The sequence below is a fragment of the Mesotoga sp. Brook.08.YT.4.2.5.2. genome, from assembly GCF_003351125.1.
Lineage (GTDB): Bacteria > Thermotogota > Thermotogae > Petrotogales > Kosmotogaceae > Mesotoga.
Genome location: NZ_JPGZ01000012.1, coordinates 1 through 20,739 on the forward strand (window position 1 = coordinate 1; position 20,739 = coordinate 20,739).

Below are 20,739 nucleotides of genomic sequence, written 5' to 3' on the forward strand. Positions count from 1 at the left end.
TCTTGACCTGTCTCAGTGTCTCTGAATAACTGGAGATGGAAGTGATGTCAAAGGCCCAGTATTCTTTCTCAATTCTACGTCTGCCCTGCTTCTTGAAGAACATCATCCTCTCTTCTTCGGAAATGGATTGGAACAGCTCACTGCTGCGCTGTGATGGTATGTCTTCTCCATAAGGATGGGCATGCAGTCTCTGCCAATGAGAAAACCGACTGAGTGAGTTATTCTCTTCGAGAATAAGATAATAGGCTATCGATAGAATCATTCTATAACGGTCGGGAAAACAGGCTTTCAAATCGGCTGCAACTTCGGTGATCTTTCCAACCTGATCGAGAAGATAGCAAGCACCATAGAAATCCCTTCGGATTTTGGTTATTGGTACAGGTCCAGGCTTTCTCAAAATGCCATCCTTCTGTTCAGAATCCTTCCTGTATGACCTGGTTGGTACGATTTCTCCAGTGTCTGGATCCAGCTTGCCGATTAAGGTTCTCTTGGCTCTGGACTGTTGTTTTTCCCTGTCCCAGTAGGCTTCGTTTTTGTAGACATATGTGATTCCTGTTTTCTTGTTCTTCTGATAGACAATCCCCATCTCTTCACCTCGTTACATACATTATAATATATAACGAGGGATAAATCTATAGAAAACAACTCTAACGTAGTCTTTTCAATGCTTCACGAAGATTTTCATCGTTAGACTTTTCGGGAATGAAGGTTCCAGACGAGGCAAGTGAACAACTGAAGTTATGTGGCCTCTCGCTTTGCTTTTTTTTGTTTCCTCCAAAGTGCCGTGGAGAGGTTCGCATCGATTTGATGGAGGCCAGCATTATGTGGAGCTTTCGAAAACAGGCTTATATCGAGGTCCTTAAAGTTCCTTGGCAGTCCTAGTGTTCGTCTGAGCAAATGAACACGCCAAAGGCAGCTTACGGTTTTCGAGGAAGGTTCTGAGCTCAGACTATAGGTTCATGCCGGCTGAATTACTCCGATCGAAGTCAATGGAAGCGGTGCTTTGTGACAGTGACTCTTTTCGGAGATCTTTTCATATGCTAATATTTACAGAGGAGGGAGAAAATGAGAAGGACCTTAATTTTGATTGTCTTGCTTGCCGGAGTGTTTGTATGTGCAAGTTATTCGATTTCCGAATTGGAGAGATTTCACAAAGAAGACCCACAAAACATCGATCTTGCCATCGAGCTGGGAATTGCTTACCACGATGCCGGTCTGGAAGGTGACAAAGATTCCGTCACGAAGGCTATCAGAATCCTCGAAGATGTTCTCAAGAGAAGAGACCTGGGACTGGCCAGAGCTTATCTTGGGTCCTCGTTCCTCCTCAGAGCGAGAGATGACTGGAACCCCTTTGGAAAGCTGTTGAATCTGAACCAGGGGATCGATCACCTGGATAGGGCAGTGGAAGGGAATCCTGACGATATCTTAATAAGAGTCATAAGGGCTAACGCTTACGCGAATATACCGGCTTTTTTCGGAAAGCTAGATGTAGCCATTTCTGATTTTGAGATCATAGTTCGGGTTTTAGCTGAGGAAGGCTTGAGTATAGAGATACAGCTGAACGCGAGGCTTAAGCTTGTTCAGCTTTATATGCGCAATGGCATGAACGATAAAGCTGCAACTCATTACGAGTGGTTGAAGGAAAACGCGCCTGATTCTCAAGCAACGATTATGGCCGGTGAGGAGTTGGAAAGATGATTAGGGAAGTAGAAATCAAGAACCTGCCTTCAAGATTTGCGGAGATCTTCTCCGAATGTCTGGGAAGACCGGAGCAGTCCGAAGAAGTATTGAAGATGTATCAGGCTCCGGAGAGAAGACTCTTTGCTATGAGGCAGGGAGAAAGCATAGTTGCTGTAGCCGGTTTGAAGCTCCATGAGCTTGAAGAGTCCGAGCTTCTGCATCTTGCTGTCAGGAAAGACAAGCGAAGGAGAGGCTTCGGCCGCACACTCATAAAGACAATTATAGATGCCTTCATGATAGATACTCTTGCGGTGTGGACAGACGAGGATGCCGTCGGTTTTTATGAGAAGATAGGGTTCAATATTGTGAATGAAATCCAGACTCTGAATGGACTGGTTCGCTACAAACTCCGATTTTCTCGTGCTAAATCCCGTGGGAGGCTAGAAACGTGAAGATCCTATTCCTAAATAGACTTGACAGATACTGGGAAGGAAAAGTTGAAGAGCTTGCAAAAGCATTTCCCGAACATTCTTTCATCTCGTACTCCAGCAACAGTGATCCGAAATCCCATATTTCCGATGCCGAGGTAATAGTAAAAGGAAATCTTTCGCAAGCCGACCTTGATAAGGCTAGAAATCTCAGAATGGTTGTGGTCCCTTGGACAGGCGTTGATGGTCTGCCTCTCGAGCGGTTAAGAGAACGTGGTGTCATTGTTTCAAACACCCATGAGAATGCCGAGGTCGTTGCTGAAAGAGCCGTAGCTCTGGCCTTAGCTGTTACGGGAAGAGTGGTCGAACTTCATAACGATCTTGCTCAGGGAGTGTGGTTGGGTCGGCCATCCAATAAGGAGGCGACCTGGTACTCGATCATCGGTAAGCGGTGCTCTATTCTCGGCCTAGGCAGAATTGGGCAGGCGATAGCAAAACTGATCAGCGGCTTTGAATGCGAAATAACGGGATTCAAGAGAACTCCTGGCAGCGGGTTCCCTTACGTGAAGAAAATAACAGACGATATTCACGATGCCGTTCGGGCCGGAGATCTTGTATTCGTTGCTCTTCCGCTGACGAAAAAGACGGCGGGGATCATCGGTTCCGATCTGCTAAGTCAGATGAAGGACAAGTACCTGGTCAATGTGAGCAGGGGAAGAGTAATTGAGGAGCAGGCTCTGTATGATGCTCTGAAAAGCGGAACTCTCGCCGGCGCGGCAATAGATGCCTGGTACGAGTATCCCTCAAGTGATCGGCCCGCAACACTTCCATCGAGATATCCAATTCATAGATTTTCCAATGTCGTCATGTCACCGCACGTCGGAAGCTGGTCGGTGGAGAGTATGCAGTCAATGGTGAATGGCGCGTTAAAGAACATCGAGAGTTTTCTTCTTAAGGGAAAGCCGGAGGAAGAGATCGATCTTGACGAATTGTATTAGCCGCTTGAAGAAGTGAAGTCGCGGTCTCTTCAAAGAGCACGTTGTGGCTGAAGAGAAATCCTGTGTTAAAATCTGGTTGAGAAAGTTTTTCGAAGAGGGGTGTCCATAAGTGCCTTTGATGAGAGGTCCCAGCTTTGGTCTTTCCAAAAGATTGGTTGGCTTTGCTGCTAAACTATCCGGTCTTGCCGTCGTTGTTATTTCTGTCGTTATGATTCTTTTTCTTGGTGTTCTGCTTTCATTTGCCGAGATAGCCAGGGGAAGGAGGGAGTTTTCGGACAGGCTTTTGAGACAGGCAAGATTTGTCCACTGCGGTCTCAGTTTGGACGAACTTTCGAGGCTTTCAGGGAGCATAGATGATCTGGACAGGCCTGAATACTGGAGACTCAAGAGCCAGCTGGAGCAAGTAAATGCCCTATTTCCTCAATACCGCTCCATCTACCTGTTGGGACAGAAGGAATCTGGAGAATTGTTCTTTTTCATTGATTCCGAGCCGCCCGGTTCAGATGACGAATCTCTTCCGGGAGACATATACGCCGATGCTACTGAGTATGATTTTGAAGTCTTCAGGGAGAAGAAGGCCAGAGTGCTGCCAGTAATTACTGACAGCTGGGGAACATGGGTATCGGTAATGGTTCCCGTAATCGATGAAAATTCAGGCAGACTCCTTGCCGTACTCGGCATAGACGTTGAAGCCAACGACTTCCGGAAAGGGATTTTATCATATGCGATTAAGCCCGTAGTTTTCTCTCTGGTTATGATATTGATGGCGATACTTTCGGGATTCTTCATCATCCGCAGAGACAAGCTGCCTCAAGAGAAGAAGGAAAAGAGAGTTCAGAGGTACCTTGAGGCTATCGCCTTTGCCGCATTTGGAGTCGCTGTTACCATCATGGTCTCATCTCTAGTTCATGACAGACAGGAGGCAGCGCGAAATGACGCCTTTGCAGGTCTGGCCGCGACTCACGTAACTTCGTTTTCCAGAGCGATGAAGAATATTGAAGACTTTCAGGTCGAGGCTCTTGCCAGGTTCTTTGAGTCAAGCAGCTTTGTTTACAGGCAGGAGTTCTTGAACTACGTAGGTTCACTCTCGAAAAACAACGAACTGATTTCATGGTTCTGGATTGAGAGGGTTTCGCCGGGCGAGATAGAGTCGTTCGAAGAAAGTATCAGAAGTGAAGGCTTTCCGGACTTCTTCGTCTGGGAACCCGGTGAATCTGGCGGAAAGGAAAGGAATCTGGATCGCGAGTCATATTACCCGATACAGTACATTGAGCCTCTAGAGAGCAACAGAAATCTGCTGGGGTTAGACCTGGGATCTCTCGAGTCGGTCGGGGAAGCTATTGAAAAGGCAGCTGCTTTTAGACTGATGTGGGCAAGCGATCCTGTCGTCGTTCCGACGAACGAAGAGAAAGCCCTCCACTTCTTTGTCTTCAGACCGATTGTCGAGGAGAGACCGCAGGGTCAAACTGGATTCGTAGGGGCTATCTTTCATTCACAAGCGTTTCACAGTGCCGTTCCGATTCTCCCCAGTAATGGAGATCCAACAGTTATTTTGGGGCTTTATCAGATCGACTCGGACGGAAAACCTGTGCTGCTGTTTTCCTCGGCGCGGGAATCTGGTTTACATGTACATGAGTCTGCGGAGGCTTCCATATGGCACTATCCGGAAAATGAGAATAACATCGCCCTTCCGGTAATGCTGTTCGGGCGGCTTTTCGTTATTGTTGCCCATCCAGGGCCGGATTTCAGCGTCGTGTACCCCATGAACTACTGGATCTTCATCCTCGCGATCGGACTGACTGTAACTCTGTCGCTTGCAGTCCTGATCGGGTCACTGGGTAATAGAAGCTTCCATCTTGAAAGAGAAGTCGGAAAACGTACCGAAGAGCTGAGAGAGAGTCTGGAGACTGTTTCAAAAACGATGGAGGCATCGGTGAACGTTCTCGCTTCGGTCGTAGATCTCAGGGACCCTTATACCTCAGGTCATCAAAGGAGAGTCGCAGAGCTTTCTGTTGCAATCGGCAAAAAGCTGGGATTCGAAGAGAACAGGCTAACGGGACTGAGGCTTTCGGCGATGATTCATGATGTGGGAAAGATACAGGTTCCCGCGGAGATACTCAACACACCAAGAAAGCTGACCAATCTCGAGTTCGATTTGATCAAACTTCACCCGACGGCGGGATGTGAGCTTTTCAAAGATATCGAATTCCCCTGGCCGGTGGCAGACGCAATCTTGCAGCATCACGAGAGACTTGACGGAAGCGGTTATCCCGAAGGAATCTCGGGGGATCAGATTATTCTCGAGGCTAGAATAATAGCCGTTGCCGATGTTGTGGAAGCGATGGCGTCTCACAGACCGTATAGGTCTTCACTCGGTCTTCAGGCGGCGCTTGATGAGATCAGAAGCGGTAAGGGAAAGCTCTATGATGCAAGAGTCGTAGATGCCTGTCTCGAGCTGTTCGATAAAGGGTTTAACTTCACTGGATGATTTCAACTCCGCATTGTCGACTTTTCAAGCCTGTGTGTTAATATATGAGAGCTTGGCACTTATGAGATACTCGACTCTTAAATAATCACAAGCTTCTTCAGGAGAAAAAGATGGTAGATCTAGCTATCGCGCTCAGAGTGATAAGAATAAGACACTGGATAAAGAACCTGTTCGTTTTTGCTCCGCTGATATTTTCTTCGAGTCTTGCCGACCCAAACTCTCTTCTGAGTGCTACGCTGATCTTCGTTGCATTTTGCCTCGTTTCAAGCAGCGTCTATATTTTCAACGACATCAAAGACCGTGAAAGCGACATGCATCACGCCAGAAAGAAGAATAGGCCGATTGCTTCCGGTGAGATCAGTGTGAGAGATGCAGCAACAGTCGCAGCAGTAATGAGTGTCGTTGCGGTCCTGATTGCTCTCTTTCTTCCATACCTTGCTCTTGTTTTTTTACTTCTCTATGTTGTTGAGAATATCTTTTATACTCTGAAGGGCAAGGAGATCGTATTGATTGACGCCTTCTGCATATCTGCGGGATTCGTGATAAGAGTAATGGCAGGGGCTTACGCTATCGATGCAACTCCTACGGGATGGATAGTGGTTACAACCTTCTTTCTCTCGCTCTTTTTGGGTTTTGGAAAGAGGAGAAACGAGCTGCTTTCACTTAAAGAAGAAAGCAACAATCACCGAAAGGTTTTGAGCGTTTACAACGACAGATATCTAGACTACCTTATGGTTGCTTCGGCCTCTGTTACTATCATCGCCTATACTCTCTACTGTCTTGATCCGGCGACGATTGTGAAATTCAGTACTGATAAGCTTGTCTACACTGTGCCTTTCGTAACCTATGGGATGTTTAGATACCTCCTTCTCCTTTTCAAGAATGGAGAGGGCGACCCGACGGAAGTCGTAACAAGAGACAGAGGAATAGCGATTACCGTTGTTTTGTGGTTAGTATCTGTTATGCTGGCAATCTATCTGCCAATCTGGTTGTAAAGAGGGACGAATTATGAGTTTTACTGAGGCCATGATACTTGTCGTTGCAATAGTCTTCAACGCGGGAGCAAATGTCCTGTTGAAATACGGGATGCAAAATGCGCCTGACATAAACACCGTTGGACTTAAGGGGATGCTTATAAATTCAATCACAAACATCAGCGTCTGGCTGGGACTTTTCTCATTCGGAGTTGCCTTCATTTTCTACAGCGTAGTTCTGACGAAGATGAAACTGGGAGTTGCCTATCCGATAATGACGAGTGCCGGGTTCGCGATCGTTACCGTTGCGGCGGTTTTCCTGTTTGACGAAAGACTCAGCGCAATGAAGCTCATGGGAATAGCCGTCATTGCGGTAGGGATTTGGTTGGTTGCGATAGCGAAATAGCGGAGGTAGAAGATGAAAAAGACGAAAGTTGCGATTTTAAAGACTAGACCGGAGACTGTCCTGGATGACTATAGAAGGCTTGCAAAACTTGCCGGTATGAAAGAGGCTTTGGACGTAAGTGCCACGACAATCTTGAAGGACAACATTTCCTGGCATCTTCCAATGCCGGGCGCCAATAGCACGCCGTGGCAGCTAGAAGGCGTGGTGCTCGCACTGAAGGATGAAGGCATGAACGACATCGTTTCGGTAGAAAATAAGACTGTGGTTACGAGGCCGAAGTACGGAGAGAAACAGAACAAGTATGACATCGTCTATGAAAAATACAATATCCCCGTCCTGTACAACTTCGAACCGAAAGACATGTCATGGATTGAATATACGCCAAAAAGCAAACTGACGGTTCTGCCTAAGATCTTTCCCGAGGGAGTGAAGCTTCCTGACTACTTCTTCGGCAAAAACATAATTCAGCTTCCGACGATGAAGTGCCACATCTATACGACGACCACAGGCGCGATGAAAAACGCATTCGGCGGTCTCTTGAACGTGAAGAGGCATTACACTCATTCATGGATTCACGAGACTCTTGTCGATCTGTTGAAGATACAGAAGGAGATTCACACAGGGTTGTTTGCCTTTATGGATGGAACGACTGCGGGAAACGGACCCGGTCCCAGAACACTGATCCCGGTGAAGGCAGACTACATACTCGCCAGTGAAGACCAGGTCGCTATTGACGCGGTTGCGGCGAAGATGATGGGCTTCAATCCGATGGACTTGAAATACATAAGGCTGGCCGATGAAGAGGGCCTTGGGAACGGCAGGCCTGAGAACATAGAGTTGGTCGGGGACGATGTGTCTGGAGTGAACCTGCAATTCCACGTGGGAGACAATTTTGCCAGCAGAGTCGGTGATCTGCTCTGGTTCAGCCCATTGAAGGTCTTTCAGAAACTCTTCTTCCACACGCCTCTTGTAAAAGTCTTCGTGGCCGCTTCAGATACCTATCACGATAAGCACTGGTGGAAGAAGCACGGCGTCAAGACATTCGAGGAGTGGAAGAGAGAGAGCCCCTGGGGCCGTCTGTGGGACAACTACTAGCCGACAATACCATGGGAGGTATCTATGAAATCGGAATCACAGTCTTTTTCTGGGTCAAGTAGATTGAGAATGTCATTCATTGTACTTTTTGTTGCGCTCGTTCTCGGATACGTCTTCACTTCCGTTACTGTATGGACTACCGATAGCAGATTTCTGACCATCTCAAGATATTCGAGAGTTAGTATACACAGAGATCTTGTGTTGGGAAAGGGTACTGCACCCGAGCAATATCGAATAGGCGGTTTTATGCTTATTGAACACTTTTTCAAGTATTTTCCTCTAAAATGGTTTGACAACTACAACGAGAACCTCTCAAATCTCTTGACCGATGAAGCTGCTTGGACTCCAGAAATAATGAAGAGTGCCAATTACATGTATACTGAGGCCAACAAGCAAGAACTGATAGCTTCTATCAATAACACTATAGACAGCATATTGGAAGACTTGTTCAAGGACAGTGTCTTGGCGCAGAATCTGCTCAAAAATCTAATTGGTGAGATCAGATGGCAGGATTATGTATCTGATGTAAAGCGCACTGCGTTGTTGATAGGTAATTTGCTTCCTTCAGACATCAGATCTTACCTAGATCCAGACAGCGATGAAACAAGAATTATGAACGGCTATTTCAATTCCAGGTTCTTCTTCAGTTCACTTCTCTACATTCTCATATATTTCTATGCTCGGTGTTTCCTAAGTCGGCCCTTATCCGTTTTTTCGATGTTTACGTTTGCAGCGATTCTTCCCTTCGTAACTCAGGAGTTCCTTCAAGCTGAAGCCCTGTACTCGGTCTGTATTTTTACTGCATCATTACTAGCCATGCTCAAACGCAGAACGGGAATTATCCTTACTCTGCTAATTATTTTGGGATGTACAGCTAGACCAGATCACGCTCTCTTCATTTCAGGTATATTCTGTCTTTATTACGGGCTTGATGCATTGAGAGTAAGAAAGATCTCGACACTTGTACATGGAATAGTACTTCTCAGCATTCCGGTCATAGCTACATTGTTTCTGAAAAACATTGTATATCCTTATGCGGAGTACTATGTTGATGTTTTTCAGTTTGGGTTTAACTTCGCATTCATCTGGTCTTGGATCTTTCCTTCGATCTTCTTATGTATTCCGCTTGTATTTTCATTCAAGTTGAGACAGATTGAATGGTATAGGAAGACATGGATATGGGTTATACCCTTTACGATTCTTAACTTTGCCGTGGGGAAGACTTTTGATGTAAGGCTCTTTTTACCGGTCTTAGTCTATTTTATCCCACTAACAATCGTTGGGATTGTTGATGCAACAAGAAATTGCGATGAAGCAATATGAGAGGAGCTTGTTAAGTATGAGAGGTAATAAAGTGCTTTCATCAAGAAAGAAGTGGCTACTCGTGGTATTATTGTTGATCGTGATTCTCTCTTATGTTTTTGCATCGATGACTGTATGGACTACAGATAGCAGACTTCTGACATATTCAAGGTACTCGCGTGTGGCCTGTCACAGAGATGTAATTGCAGGAAACAGCGTTGCACCTGATCAATTTCGTTTTGGAGTCTACTATTTGATTGAGTATTTCTTCAAGAACATACCTCTGAAGTGGTATGACATCAACAATCAGTATTTGTCAAGATTGCTCTTGGAAGAAGAAGCTTGGGATGAAGAGTTCCGCAGGAGCTTCGATCTGTTCTTCTCTGTGGAAGAGCGGATGTCCATCTTGAATGTTATTAATGAGAACGTTGACAATCTACTGTCTTCTGTGTTTGGAGAGAATCAACTAATCAAGAACATCTTGAAAGCAAACATTCAGTCTCTCAAAATCGAAGAGTATGCAATGGATCCGGCCAGGTTGATTCTTACAGTTGGGAGCCACATCCCTGAAGAACTCAAGAATTACTTGATAGACGACACTGAAGAAAGCAGGATCTACTACGGGCATGTGACGGCTAGATTCTTCTTTTCCATTGTCTTCTTCATCCTGTTATACTTCTTCACTGAGAACTTTGCAGGTCCTTATTCATCCCTTATGGCTGTTCTTCTGTTTGCCGGTCTCTTGCCGTTTGCGACTCAGGATTTTCTTCAGGCGGAGACAATGTTCTCGTTGTCGCTTTTTACAGGCTCGTTGATTGCCATCTATAAAAGGAGCGCCTTCGCAACAATGATTTCGTTGGTTCTGCTAGCATGTACTGCTAGAACAGATCACGCTTTATTCATCGCAGTCATTTACTCCTTGTATCAAATGTCGGACAAGTCGAATTTGAAGAGACTTGATAATTGGCTAAAGATAGCAGTCCTAGTATTGGTTCCACTGGGCTTCACGGTAGTGCTGTCTAGAGTACTGTTTCCTGAAGCTCAATACTATCTGAATTTCTTTCAATATGATTTTAACCTTAACAACATCTGGTCCCTAGTTTATCCAGTCATACTGCTTTCGATTCCGGCTGTTTTTACTCCTCTTGCTTGGAAGATTCCGTTCTACAAATCAACTTGGCTGTGGGTAGTACCTTTCATCTTTATGAACTTCATGATCGGTCGGACGTCGGAAGCAAGGCTTCTCTTACCCGTCTTAGTATATTGTTTGCCTTTTGTTGTGAAGGGGATCGAAGATCTGGCTGGCAAACTGAGTCTGAACTAGTCTAAACTAGATAGAGGAAGAGAAGCATGAGAAGGCTAAGATGTTAATGCCGCATTTTGGAAGATCCCGTCGTGCTCTTCAGAAGTATCAGCATCGTTTAGATCTCGTAATCTTAATTTGTTTTAATTTAGAAGAACTATCGGGTTACGAGCAGCTTATTTTCCAGCAACCTATGTGGTGACTGAAGGTGGAGGTTATGAGGAATAGATTAATGCTTCTTTACCTGCTCTTGTTTCCGATTATTGGCGTTTCTTGGTCGGAATTTCGATTTACTTTTTCGCCCGTTCTTTCCATGAATAACATGCCTCTTATGATTGATGATAACAAGGCTACAATGAGAGAATTCGAAAGATACTTGTCTATGCCCCCGTTTGCAGAGTTTTCAACAGAAATGAGTTTCCCAAAGTGCGAATTGATACTACGTTTTGATATTAGACAGGTTCCATCAACTTTTCTGAAAACAGGAGGGAAAAGCAACCTCCCTTATACTGAAGGCTATGTTCTTCCGACTATTGATCTCAATTTCCCGAGAGTTGGTTACTTGGAGATGAACGAAGATGTACTTTCTTTCTCTTTGGGAAGAAGGAAAATCGCTTATGGAAGTTCTTTCTATAGCTTCATTTTATCGGAAAGCTTTCCTTATTTTGATCATTTGTGGATCAATCTGACAACAGGAAGTATCTTCGGAGATTTATCGTACGGTTTCTACGCGATTACTTCTGATAGGAGCATCTATAATGCCCCGAGGACGCTCATAGGACACACAATTCAGATCCTCAACGAAAACGTTCTCATATCTGTGGTGGAGCAAAACCTTGTACACGGTGCATATCCTGATTTGGAGGATCTTGCTCCTTTCATTCTGCACCACAACACCTATCAGAAAGGCTCAAACATAATGGGTGCAATTAGAATGGAGATGAACATAGGCAATGTCCTTGGTTACGGTGAGTTCACACTTGACGACTTAGTGACTGGAGTCGAAAGTCAATCTCATGAATCAAACCCAAATGCATTTGGTTGGTTGGTAGGAGGGGTGATTACTCTACTTGAAGGAAACGAATTCTTGGGGCCCCGCATTATGGAAGCAGATTATTCAGTAAGGAAAAGCTCGCTTTTACGAGGTGGGGGTTTAAAGCTTAGATTTGAGTACTATCATTCAACGACTTATATGTACAATAGAAAGGAAAAAGAAGGCAGATTTGTGAATCCGCTATGGATTGAGGAACTGGGAGCAATCAATGGATTCTTTGGCTTTCCGTATGGACCGGATGCAGCATTGGGCTTGGTGAGTGCTGAATACGAGAACTCGACTATGAGACTAGATGTTACGATGGAGTATCTCAGAAAAGGCACTATAGATATAGACTCGGAATACGATTTCCCCTACGACGAAAATTGGTATGGACTTGTGACGCCTATCTCACACGAATTTATGATATCTGCTCAAGCTAGGTTTCTTATGAATCAAAAGCTAGTCCTGTTAGCAAGAGCAAGAATACATCTCTATGAGTCTGTCAGATTTGATCTCAGCATGGGCTTTTCAACTTCTATAGACTTCTAGGTTTTGCTTTCAGCAATTCCTGCAATATAATCGCTGGCATTTCTATTGTTGAACCAGTGACTTGAAAAGCGCCTTAAATCTTCTTCGAGAGAGAATCCGAAATCTGAGTCACAGGAGCCAAAGAAATCGATGGGGCTTACCGAGATGAACCCTTTGTCGACATTTACAAAGTCAAGGTCTTCATCGTGAGAATCGTGGAGGATCTCCTTCCGCATCCAGAACTCCTCCTCACCCCATTCATTTACTTTTTTCTCAAACCAGCGTCTCTTTATGAGACCACCAGGTCTTGTGCAACTGATTCCCCGGATCTTGTCTCTAGGTATCGCAGGCACGTTAACGTTAAGAACGGTATGCTTCGGAAGCTTCTTCCAGTCATACTCTCTTACGAAACTTTCAGAGAAGTCCACAGCTGCCAGAAAATCTGGATTCTCCTCGCTAACCACGGAGATTGCCATGGCAGGTATCCCGTGTACCCTGGCTTCCAGTGCTGCAGATAATGTTCCCGAGTACCTGATGTCAACCCCAAGATTCTGGCCATGGTTTATGCCGCTTAGCACAAGATCAAACCTGTCAATGCCGGTGATCGTTGCAGCAGCAACCACACAGTCTGCTGGAGTTCCGCTCGTGCAGAAGGAGGAGACGTTCTCTATTGTTTCCCTCTCTCTTATCCGTACCGGCGTCAACCATGTAATTGAGTGACTTACGCCGCTCCGGTTGCTTTCGGGAGCAACTATTGTCACTTCGTGAGACCTTGAAAGTCTCTTCGCGAGCGACCTTATTCCAGTCGCCTGGATTCCATCATCGTTAGTCAAAAGTATTTTCAAAAGAATTCACCACCATCTATATTGTATCGTAAATGAAGGATTCTTTCCTGAAAGCCTCGAGTGAAGCTCAGTCATATTCTATTCCCTGATCACGTAGATTCGAGCTGTAAATGAGCTTCAGTGAGCTTCTGAAGAAAAGAAGGAGAGGAATAACCCCTATTACCGAGGCCGCTCCGAATAAATTCCAGGAGGTGTAGAAGCTCCTTACTTCACCCACGTAACTGTAGATCTTGAGAGAGAAAGGCATGAGTTCCTGACTGTTTAGAAGGATTAGCGGCATGGAGAAGGAATTGAATGCTGAGACTAGAGTGTACATGAGTAGTCCGCCGATTATGGGCATTGAAAGAGGAATAAGAACTCTCAATAAGTAGCCGGTTTCCGATAATCCCTCGAGGAGAGAGACTTCCCGGAGCTCTCTCGGGACAGAAGAAAAAAAGCCGCCAAGCAGCAAAATAGTTAGCGGCATTGCCTGAATACATACAACCATCCCAACTCCGAACAAGCTGTTCACGAGGGCCAACTTGTCGAATACAAAGTACATAGGGAGTAACGTATGCATTCCGTTGTAGAGGCTTCCGAAGAGAATCACTGAAGCGACAATCCTCACAAATATGTTTCTCTTCAAAGAGAAGAGATAGGAAAAGGGAACTCCAGCCAGAAGAACGATCACAAAGGCCCAAAAAGCGATCTTCAGAGTATTGAATATGTTGCCCGGGAGTCCGTCGGAGATCACTTTGCCGTAATTTGCCAGTGTCAGTTCAGAGATTGAAGGCACAATGTCCGAATCGGAAGCGAAGGAGAGAAAGAGTATGTAGATCACTATCACTGCGGTGGGAACCAGACAGACAATAAGAAGCGCTCTCTTAAGCCATCCGGGAATGGAAAAATCGAAGTGAGGAAATCTGTATCTTATAGACAGAAGGATCATAGGCACGCTTAGAAGGGTGGCCGGAATGACGCCACTGATACCATTTTGAGCAACGCTCAGAATGAATATGACGACTTCGTATATCAACAGAACTCCCACTAGCCGTCTGAACGGCTTCCTGAAGCGGGGTATTATTAGCGGGAGTATCGAATATCCGGCAACAACGGGAAAAACGAGCCAGTTCCAGCCTGCGAAAAGCCCCAGAAGAATGTGTGCCGCGCTGCTGAGATAGAGAACCCGCCTGTGTCTCTTTGGCACTTCTCCTCGAGAAAAGAGCGCGCCCAGGATCCATATGAGTGCGAATACTCCTACGAATACCGCGTAAGCGGAGAGAAGTCCGTAATCCTTTGCCGTATTGAATTTCCTGAAGAGAACGATTCCGAGAAATGAAGTTGAACCGGTCAAGGTATGCGGAGTGAATCCCTCAGGCAGCAACGGACCGTTTCCGGTCATAAGAAAGACAGATGTGAACTCCTTCATCGATCTGGCAAGTTGAAACAAGAAGTACGGAATCAATAGATATCTTATCTCTCCAAACAGAATAGAGGCGGTTGTGAGATCTCCCGCACCGTCTATTTTCATTACATCATCCAGTTCCTTTGAAACTCTCCCTAGCATCCCGAGAATTATCATGGTCGAGAGAGGTATCGAAAGCCAGACGCTTACAAGTAGGGAAGAAAGAAATGCGTGCAGAGGGTTGAGAGTCACGTCAATACTTGTGCCAAGAAGGGTATTCAACAAAGAGTACCCTCCGTATCCCTGAACAAAGACCCTCCATCCGGACACCGTTATGAATGATGGTATAAACCAGCCTATACCCAAGAGCAGAAGAGCGGACTTGCTGTACCTGTTGGCTTTTCTCAACCTGAGCGCGATTAAGAAGGAGATTGAGACCTCAATTGCCGATTTCAGTGTCGACCAGAGGGCCGTCAGTTTCAGCGAGAGTTTGAAACCGGAATCTCTTAGCACAATCTCGTAGTTTTTCAGACCGGAAAAGACAGGTTCCGTCTGAAAGATGCCAAATTCCGTCAATGAGACATACAGAGCCCAAACCGTAGGAGCGATAGTCGCGATTGCGAGAATGAAGGTAACAGACAAACCCATAGACCACTTCCTTCTCACTATAAGAGGAAGCAGTCCAAGGGTAAAGAAGATCGGTATCACGACCGACATACTAACTACCGGACAGAGTCAATGTAGGATTGTGCACCCGTCAAGGCCTGATCGACGGTCATAGCTCCACTAAATATTGCCTGTAAAGCGGGTTCCAGAGCCTCAAACAACAGTGTCTGATATCCTGGAAAATTTGGCATGAATTCTCCTTTATTGACGATTTCTCCAAGCTCTGGAAGCCAGCCTGACCCAAAAAGCGGGTACTTGTCGCATTGTATGAAGAACTCTTCGCTCTGCTCCCCAAGGTAGGCTATGAAGCTCATGCACTGTTCATAAGTATCGCTGTTGAAGAGAGCAAAACCTTTTGAATCGATAACTCCTCTTACCTCTATCCCCTGTAGATTGGGAAAGGGAAGCATCGCGAATCTAGGGCCCTTCTCTCTGAACTTCTCCGCCATATAGCTGCCTTGAAGCATCACGCCAATCTTTCCCTGTCTGAAAAGCCCATTCATGGCCGCCCTTTCAAGTCTGGAGATCACACCTGAATCGAAATAGCTCTTCACGATCGATACAGTCTCCTTGCTCTCGGGACTTCCGATCTTGAGAGCAGCCCTCTCCTCTCCTCTCAGAAGTGCCGAGACATAGGGAAACATTATGTAGGGTGACGTGAAATCGAATGCAATAGGATAGTCAACTATCCCTGTGAGCTTCTCCTTTATTATCTCGAACTGTACGAAGTCGAAGTCATCTTCGAGATTCAAGCCTGCTTCTTCAAAGGCATCCAGATTGATGAAGGCGACTTGACTGTCTGCATAGTAGGGAACAGCGCTGACTTCACCGTTCCAGGTGAAGGCACTCAGATATCTCTCGGGGTGGTCTCTCAGCGCAGATTCCGGGATAGGCAGATTCCTTTTCGAGGCTGCCACGTCGCCGACATAAGTATCCTTTATCATCACAGCATCAGGCAAGTCGCCTGTCTTCAAGCTCACATTGAGTTTCTCCTCGATCTTCGGGAAGTAGACAATCTCAACCGGAATCCCCGTCTTCTCTGAAAATCTACCGGCCGCCGCCCTGTAGAAATCCTCTCCTTCCCAGCTCACCCAGAAGGTGATTCCAAATGTAAACGAGCAGAGCAGTATCACGAATAAGAATGTTGCCGTTTTTTTCATTTCACACCTCCATATTCAGTATCTCGAATAGAACTCTTTCGCTCTTGAATGGCGCGTGTCTCAGTCGGATGCCCGCAGCATCAAAGATTGCATTGGAGATTGCTGGAATCGGTGTGTCGATACCTATTTCTCCTATGCTCTTCGCTCCAAACGGGCCCGTCGGCTCGTAACTATCGACGAGACCGCATGTAAGCTTCCCGTAGTCCATTCTTGAGGGAACCTTGTAGGTGAAGAAATCATTAGTCAACATTCTTCCGTCCTTGCCGTAGATGATGTCTTCGTACAGCGCCCAGCCGATGCCTTGCATCGAACCGCCTTCAAGTTGACCCATTGCCTGTACTGGATTCAGTGCGAGACCGCAGTCGGCATATGAAACGAAGTTGACCAGTGTGATTTTTCCGGTATCTGTGTCAATCTCAACTTCAGCGAAGCTTGCGGCGAACGGTGGCGGGGACTCTTCACCCACATAGGAGGCCGACTCTGAAATCTGCTGCTGATTGAAGGTGTACATATGCATGGTGCAGAGTTCTGACAGGGAGACTGATGAGCCGTCTCTTGAGCGGACTTCGGCAGATTCTAAAGTCAGTTCAGACCTGTCTTTTTCGAAGTACACGGCCGCCAGATCAAGAAGCCTTTCCTTTACCTTCTCGGCAGCAAGCCTAACGGCATTTCCGGAGACATAAGTTGTACTTGACGCATAAGCGCCAACGTCAAAGGGAGTCAGATCCGTGTCTGATGAATAGACGATGATCTTCTCCAGAGGCACCGTTAGAACCTCGGCGGCAATCTGAGCAAGGATTGTGTCGCTTCCAGTGCCAAGGTCCGTAGCTCCCACAAGTAGATTGAATGAGCCGTCTTCATTCATCTTGATAGTGGCAGCGCCCATATCGATTTTCGGGATACCCGAACCCTGCATTGCAAGAGCACAGCCAACCCCGCGAACCTTGTTTCCATTTCTCTTCTTCTTTCCCCACTTACTGTCCCAGCCAATTGCCTTTCTTCCAAGATCGATGCACTCCTGAAGCTTGCAACTCCTCATTATTTGAGGGACGCCTTCCCTTCCCTCACCCATGATTTCAAATATTGGAGAGGTTTCGCCCTCTCTTATGGAGTTCATCTCTTTGAGCTTCAGCGGATCCATCTTCATCTCATAGGCAAGTTCATCGATAGCACAGTCGAGAGGAAAGAGCCCTTGAGGCGCTCCATAACCTCTATAAGCTCCTGCAGGAGGGAGGTTCGTATAAACTATGTCTCCGCCGAAGTGTACAGCGTCGACCTTGTTGTACAGAGGCAACGTTTTTGATCCCGAGACCATGAAAGTTGTAAGGCAGTGTTCTCCATAGGCCCCAGTATTTGAGATTCCGTGAAGTGAAATGGCCTTGATCTTTCCATCTCCAGCCGCTCCGACGATAACATCGTAGCTCATCTCGTGGCGAATATTCGTTGCCATCGAGACTTCCTCTCTTGTATAAGCAATTCTTGCGGGTTTACCGGTCTTGAGAGTAACGAGAGCGGCGTAAGGCTCTGCGATTACCGATTGCTTACCTCCAAATCCTCCGCCGATTCGCGGCTTTATGACTCTGATTTCTGCAATTGGCTTCTTCAGTATTCGAGAGAGAATTCTTCGGCAGTGAAAAGGCACTTGAGTGGACGAGATAACTACTAGTCTTCCGACAGGATCAAGATAAGTGAGAGCGTTGTGTGGTTCCAGTGCAGCATGCAGCTGAGTGTCCACATGATATGTTCTTCTGATAACGAATTCGCACTCTTCGAGGGTCTTCTCAACGTCTCCGATATCCATCACGAAGTGAGCGGCGATATTTCTGGATTTGTCGTAGACACCCGAGCAGTCGCTTTCATCATGAATTATCGGAGAGCCCTCTTTTGAGGCTTCCTTCATATCAAAAACCGCATCCAGGGTCTCGTACTCGACCTTGATCTTTCTTAGTGCCTTGAGAGCCGCTTTTTCGGTAGTTGCTGCTACGACTGCCACAGGGTCGCCAACGTACCTAACCTTTCTGTCCAAGAGATAAGTATCGTAAGGAGAGGGTTCTGGGTATCCCTGACCTGCTCTGGTGTAAGGAACTCTCTCCACATCTTGGTAGGTGAAGATGCCGACTACACCCGGTATGCTCAAAGCCTGAGAGCTGTCGATACTCCTAATAATTGCGTGGGCATGAGGAGACCTGAGAAGTTTGACAACTAGAGCATCCGGCATATCATAGTCTGGTGTATATGCCGGCTTTCCCCTCACTATTGCGAGACCGTCTACTTTCTTCATTGATTTTCCGATCGTCATGAAGGAATCATTCATCGATTTCACCTCGCATCACTTGGGCCGCCTTTTTTATGGCTCGATTCTGAGGCTCATATCCCGTGCATCTACAGATGTTCCCGTTGAGCGCGAGCCTTATCTCTTCGTCGGAAGGATCCGGGTTTTCTCTTAGCAGAGCTTCTCCCGTCATTACTACCCCGGGGATACAGTATCCGCACTGAGCTCCGCCCTCTTCGAGAATGGCCTCCTGGATTGGATGCAACTTGTCTCCATCGGCCATGCCTTCGACGGTCTCAATGTTCTGACCATCAATAGAAACCGCAAAAGTTGAACATGAAAGTATCGGCTTTCCATTCAGGAGAACGGTACAAGTTCCGCAACTTGCAGAATTGCAGCTTCTTCTGACGCTCTTATAGCCTATCCTCCTTAGTACTTCAAGCAGATACTCACCGGGGTCAATATCGAGTTCATGAAGTCTTCCGTTCACAGTAAAGGCAATTCTCATAAAATCATCCCCTTCAGTTTTTCAGCAGCTCTCTGGGCCAGCACTGAAGCAAGGTGCTTTCTGTACTCGAAGGAGGCGGTCATATTCGAGCCCCCAATAAAGCTCTCATAAACGAGACTTCTTACTATTGAAGGCATCACATCGTTTATCTCTAGATCCACCATTGCCGCTTCGACACTTTCAAACCTTGCCGGATACTGCGGTCTAGATCCGCAAACAACTCTGGCCGCTCTTATTCTCCCGTGCTCCGGTCTGATCGAAAGGCCTACATTGACCGTCGCAATATCGAAAGTAGTCTTCGAGAATTTCTCGAAGGCCGTGAACCAGCCGTCTTTCTTAAGAATCGCGTGAGTGATCAGAGGTTTTTCACCTGCCGGTAGCGAGAAGTAATCAGAGATCAGCATTCGCTGGTAACCATCGACCCCGTAGATCATGAGACTTGAGCCGGCAGCGAGAAGACAGGTGCTTACGTCCGACCATCCAAGTTTTGGGGCGATTGAGCCGCCGATAGTCGCCATATTTCTAATCTGCCATGAGCCTACTAAAGAGAAGGCGTCGTAAAAGAAATCTCCGAATTCCCTTCTTATCAGTGGGTCCTTTCTGAAAGACTCGACTGTCGTTGAGGCGCCGACTACTATTTCATCTTCGGTGATCGATACCGTGTCAAGCCTTAGAGATTTCAGATCGATGATCTTCTCGATTCTTGAAGACTCCATAAGAGCTACAATCGTACCTCCGGAAAGGAATATCGAATGATCTCTGTCGCGTTGCATGAGTTCAAATGCCTCCTCGACGGTTTCCGGTCTGAAGTACTCATTCACGTTAGACAGCATTATATCCCCTCTTTCTCCAGACTTTTAGGGTTCTGAAAACTAGATTTCTGATAACGGTAGTTCTGTACCACTGACTTGCTCGAACATCATCTATGGGTGAGACGCGCTTCATGGCCAGTTCGACGAATTTCGATTCATCGAACGAGCTCCTTTCACTCGAATAATATTCGCACGCCTCTTTCGGAACAACTACAACGGGAGCTACCGAGCCGAATGCGAGTCTGATTTCCGATTCAGATATCAAGGAGCCTACCGAAGCTATTGCTATGGCCATAGAACTTCGCTGACCAACTTTGTAGAACTGAGGAAAGAACCCCCCGGTTTTCTCGAAAGTTATGGATCTTACAAACTCGCCTTTTGAAAGAGATGTCACTCCCGGACCTTTGATGAAGTCGGCTAGACTCTGAATTCTCTCCCCGTACTGGCCCACAATCTGCAAAGTCGCGTTTGAGAGCAAGAGAGCAACGATTGAATCGCCTGCAGGAGATGCATTGACAACGTTCCCTACGAGAGTTGCTCTGTTTCGGATCTGTGGGCTGCCTACTTCTCTCAAAGCCATCTTCAATATTTTGCTATCTTCTCCAATTGTCTCGTTACTCAAAAGCTCGGACATCGTTACTTTGCATCCGACCCTTATTGAGTCGCCGAGGTCTTCTATCTTGCCGAAACTCCTCAAATGTCTCAGGCTCACGACATTTTTTGGCGCTATGCGTTTCAACCTGATTTTTACAAGTAGGTCGGTTCCGCCTGCGAGAATATTGCAGTCGCTTCTGGAGAGAATCGACATGAGTTCCTCTTCACTTGTCGGCATAAGGACACTGAATGACATCTCT

Annotated in this window: 17 protein-coding genes and 1 pseudogene; 10 read left to right on the plus strand and 8 right to left on the minus strand. The window is 46.4% G+C overall.

Going from position 1 to position 20,739, the window contains the following annotated elements; all coding sequences use genetic code 11:
* Nucleotides 1–586, minus strand: a pseudogene (locus tag Q502_RS04425) (transposase); the annotation flags it as partial.
* A 479-nt stretch (nucleotides 587–1,065) separates the two neighbouring features.
* On the opposite strand from Q502_RS04425, the gene Q502_RS04430 reads away from it, so the two are divergent.
* From Q502_RS04430 to Q502_RS04475, 10 genes are all read left to right on the plus strand, one after another.
* Nucleotides 1,066–1,698 (plus strand): lipopolysaccharide assembly protein LapB, encoded by a 633-nt coding sequence (locus Q502_RS04430; RefSeq protein WP_102819346.1) that lies wholly within the window; start codon nucleotides 1,066–1,068, stop codon nucleotides 1,696–1,698.
* Nucleotides 1,695–2,132, plus strand: a complete 438-nt coding sequence (locus Q502_RS04435) for a GNAT family N-acetyltransferase (protein WP_102819345.1) — start codon at nucleotides 1,695–1,697, stop codon at nucleotides 2,130–2,132. The genes Q502_RS04430 and Q502_RS04435 overlap by 4 nt, the downstream gene beginning before the upstream one ends.
* Nucleotides 2,129–3,106 carry a 2-hydroxyacid dehydrogenase gene (locus Q502_RS04440; RefSeq protein WP_102819344.1) on the plus strand — a complete coding sequence of 326 codons (978 nt, stop codon included), beginning with the start codon at nucleotides 2,129–2,131 and terminating at the stop codon, nucleotides 3,104–3,106. Before Q502_RS04435 ends, Q502_RS04440 begins: the two co-directional genes overlap by 4 nt.
* Nucleotides 3,107–3,224: 118 nt before the next feature.
* The gene (locus tag Q502_RS04445; protein WP_258002038.1) at nucleotides 3,225–5,594 is read left to right on the plus strand and encodes an HD domain-containing phosphohydrolase; all 2,370 of its coding nucleotides are present in this window, start codon (nucleotides 3,225–3,227) and stop codon (nucleotides 5,592–5,594) included.
* Nucleotides 5,595–5,704: 110 nt separating this feature from the next.
* Nucleotides 5,705–6,589 carry a decaprenyl-phosphate phosphoribosyltransferase gene (locus tag Q502_RS04450; protein WP_102819342.1) on the plus strand — a complete coding sequence of 295 codons (885 nt, stop codon included), beginning with the start codon at nucleotides 5,705–5,707 and terminating at the stop codon, nucleotides 6,587–6,589.
* Between the two features lie 13 nt (nucleotides 6,590–6,602).
* Nucleotides 6,603–6,974 carry a multidrug efflux SMR transporter gene (locus Q502_RS04455; RefSeq protein WP_099829356.1) on the plus strand — a complete coding sequence of 124 codons (372 nt, stop codon included), beginning with the start codon at nucleotides 6,603–6,605 and terminating at the stop codon, nucleotides 6,972–6,974.
* Between the two features lie 12 nt (nucleotides 6,975–6,986).
* A complete protein-coding gene (locus tag Q502_RS04460) occupies nucleotides 6,987–8,069 on the plus strand; it encodes a DUF362 domain-containing protein (protein WP_102819341.1) in 1,083 nt (360 codons plus the stop codon).
* Between the two features lie 24 nt (nucleotides 8,070–8,093).
* Complete coding sequence (locus Q502_RS04465; RefSeq protein WP_102819340.1) at nucleotides 8,094–9,392, plus strand: hypothetical protein; 1,299 nt, start codon at nucleotides 8,094–8,096, stop codon at nucleotides 9,390–9,392.
* A gap of 31 nt (nucleotides 9,393–9,423) precedes the next feature.
* A complete protein-coding gene (locus Q502_RS04470; RefSeq protein ID WP_102819339.1) occupies nucleotides 9,424–10,695 on the plus strand; it encodes a hypothetical protein in 1,272 nt (423 codons plus the stop codon).
* Nucleotides 10,696–10,891: 196 nt separating this feature from the next.
* A complete protein-coding gene (locus Q502_RS04475; RefSeq protein WP_146739762.1) occupies nucleotides 10,892–12,259 on the plus strand; it encodes a hypothetical protein in 1,368 nt (455 codons plus the stop codon).
* On the opposite strand, the gene surE is transcribed toward Q502_RS04475, so the two are convergent.
* From surE to Q502_RS04510, 7 genes are all read right to left on the minus strand, one after another.
* Nucleotides 12,256–13,083: a 5'/3'-nucleotidase SurE gene (gene surE, locus Q502_RS04480; RefSeq protein ID WP_102819336.1), complete on the minus strand. Its 828-nt coding sequence runs from the start codon at nucleotides 13,081–13,083 to the stop codon at nucleotides 12,256–12,258. The genes Q502_RS04475 and surE overlap by 4 nt on opposite strands.
* Nucleotides 13,084–13,150: 67 nt before the next feature.
* Entirely contained in the window at nucleotides 13,151–15,184 is a 2,034-nt protein-coding gene (locus Q502_RS04485) for an ABC transporter permease subunit (protein ID WP_102819335.1), read from the minus strand.
* Nucleotides 15,185–15,189: 5 nt separating this feature from the next.
* Nucleotides 15,190–16,293 (minus strand): extracellular solute-binding protein, encoded by a 1,104-nt coding sequence (locus Q502_RS04490; RefSeq protein ID WP_102819334.1) that lies wholly within the window; start codon nucleotides 16,291–16,293, stop codon nucleotides 15,190–15,192.
* 1 nt (nucleotide 16,294) lies between these two features.
* Nucleotides 16,295–18,607 (minus strand): xanthine dehydrogenase family protein molybdopterin-binding subunit, encoded by a 2,313-nt coding sequence (locus tag Q502_RS04495; RefSeq protein ID WP_102819333.1) that lies wholly within the window; start codon nucleotides 18,605–18,607, stop codon nucleotides 16,295–16,297.
* The gene (locus tag Q502_RS04500) at nucleotides 18,600–19,073 is read right to left on the minus strand and encodes a (2Fe-2S)-binding protein (RefSeq protein WP_102819332.1); all 474 of its coding nucleotides are present in this window, start codon (nucleotides 19,071–19,073) and stop codon (nucleotides 18,600–18,602) included. The genes Q502_RS04495 and Q502_RS04500 overlap by 8 nt, the downstream gene beginning before the upstream one ends.
* A complete protein-coding gene (locus Q502_RS04505; RefSeq protein ID WP_099829366.1) occupies nucleotides 19,070–19,906 on the minus strand; it encodes a xanthine dehydrogenase family protein subunit M in 837 nt (278 codons plus the stop codon). The genes Q502_RS04500 and Q502_RS04505 overlap by 4 nt, the downstream gene beginning before the upstream one ends.
* Complete coding sequence (locus Q502_RS04510) at nucleotides 19,896–20,735, minus strand: xanthine dehydrogenase family protein subunit M (RefSeq protein WP_102819331.1); 840 nt, start codon at nucleotides 20,733–20,735, stop codon at nucleotides 19,896–19,898. Before Q502_RS04510 ends, Q502_RS04505 begins: the two co-directional genes overlap by 11 nt.
* Nucleotides 20,736–20,739 lie beyond the last annotated feature (4 nt).

Bases quoted from the DNA above. Each gene is read 5' to 3' on its own strand.
- Q502_RS04430 (WP_102819346.1), top strand. From the start codon at position 1,066: ATGAGAAGGACCTTAATTTTGATTGTCTTGCTTGCCGGAGTGTTTGTA.
- Q502_RS04435 (WP_102819345.1), top strand. From the start codon at position 1,695: ATGATTAGGGAAGTAGAAATCAAGAACCTGCCTTCAAGATTTGCGGAG.
- Q502_RS04445 (WP_258002038.1), top strand. From the start codon at position 3,225: ATGAGAGGTCCCAGCTTTGGTCTTTCCAAAAGATTGGTTGGCTTTGCT.
- Q502_RS04450 (WP_102819342.1), top strand. From the start codon at position 5,705: ATGGTAGATCTAGCTATCGCGCTCAGAGTGATAAGAATAAGACACTGG.
- Q502_RS04455 (WP_099829356.1), top strand. From the start codon at position 6,603: ATGAGTTTTACTGAGGCCATGATACTTGTCGTTGCAATAGTCTTCAAC.
- Q502_RS04460 (WP_102819341.1), top strand. From the start codon at position 6,987: ATGAAAAAGACGAAAGTTGCGATTTTAAAGACTAGACCGGAGACTGTC.
- Q502_RS04465 (WP_102819340.1), top strand. From the start codon at position 8,094: ATGAAATCGGAATCACAGTCTTTTTCTGGGTCAAGTAGATTGAGAATG.
- Q502_RS04475 (WP_146739762.1), top strand. From the start codon at position 10,892: ATGAGGAATAGATTAATGCTTCTTTACCTGCTCTTGTTTCCGATTATT.
- Q502_RS04485 (WP_102819335.1), bottom strand. From the start codon at position 15,184: ATGTCGGTCGTGATACCGATCTTCTTTACCCTTGGACTGCTTCCTCTT.
- Q502_RS04490 (WP_102819334.1), bottom strand. From the start codon at position 16,293: ATGAAAAAAACGGCAACATTCTTATTCGTGATACTGCTCTGCTCGTTT.
- Q502_RS04495 (WP_102819333.1), bottom strand. From the start codon at position 18,607: ATGAATGATTCCTTCATGACGATCGGAAAATCAATGAAGAAAGTAGAC.
- Q502_RS04500 (WP_102819332.1), bottom strand. From the start codon at position 19,073: ATGAGAATTGCCTTTACTGTGAACGGAAGACTTCATGAACTCGATATT.
- Q502_RS04505 (WP_099829366.1), bottom strand. From the start codon at position 19,906: ATGCTGTCTAACGTGAATGAGTACTTCAGACCGGAAACCGTCGAGGAG.
- Q502_RS04510 (WP_102819331.1), bottom strand. From the start codon at position 20,735: ATGTCATTCAGTGTCCTTATGCCGACAAGTGAAGAGGAACTCATGTCG.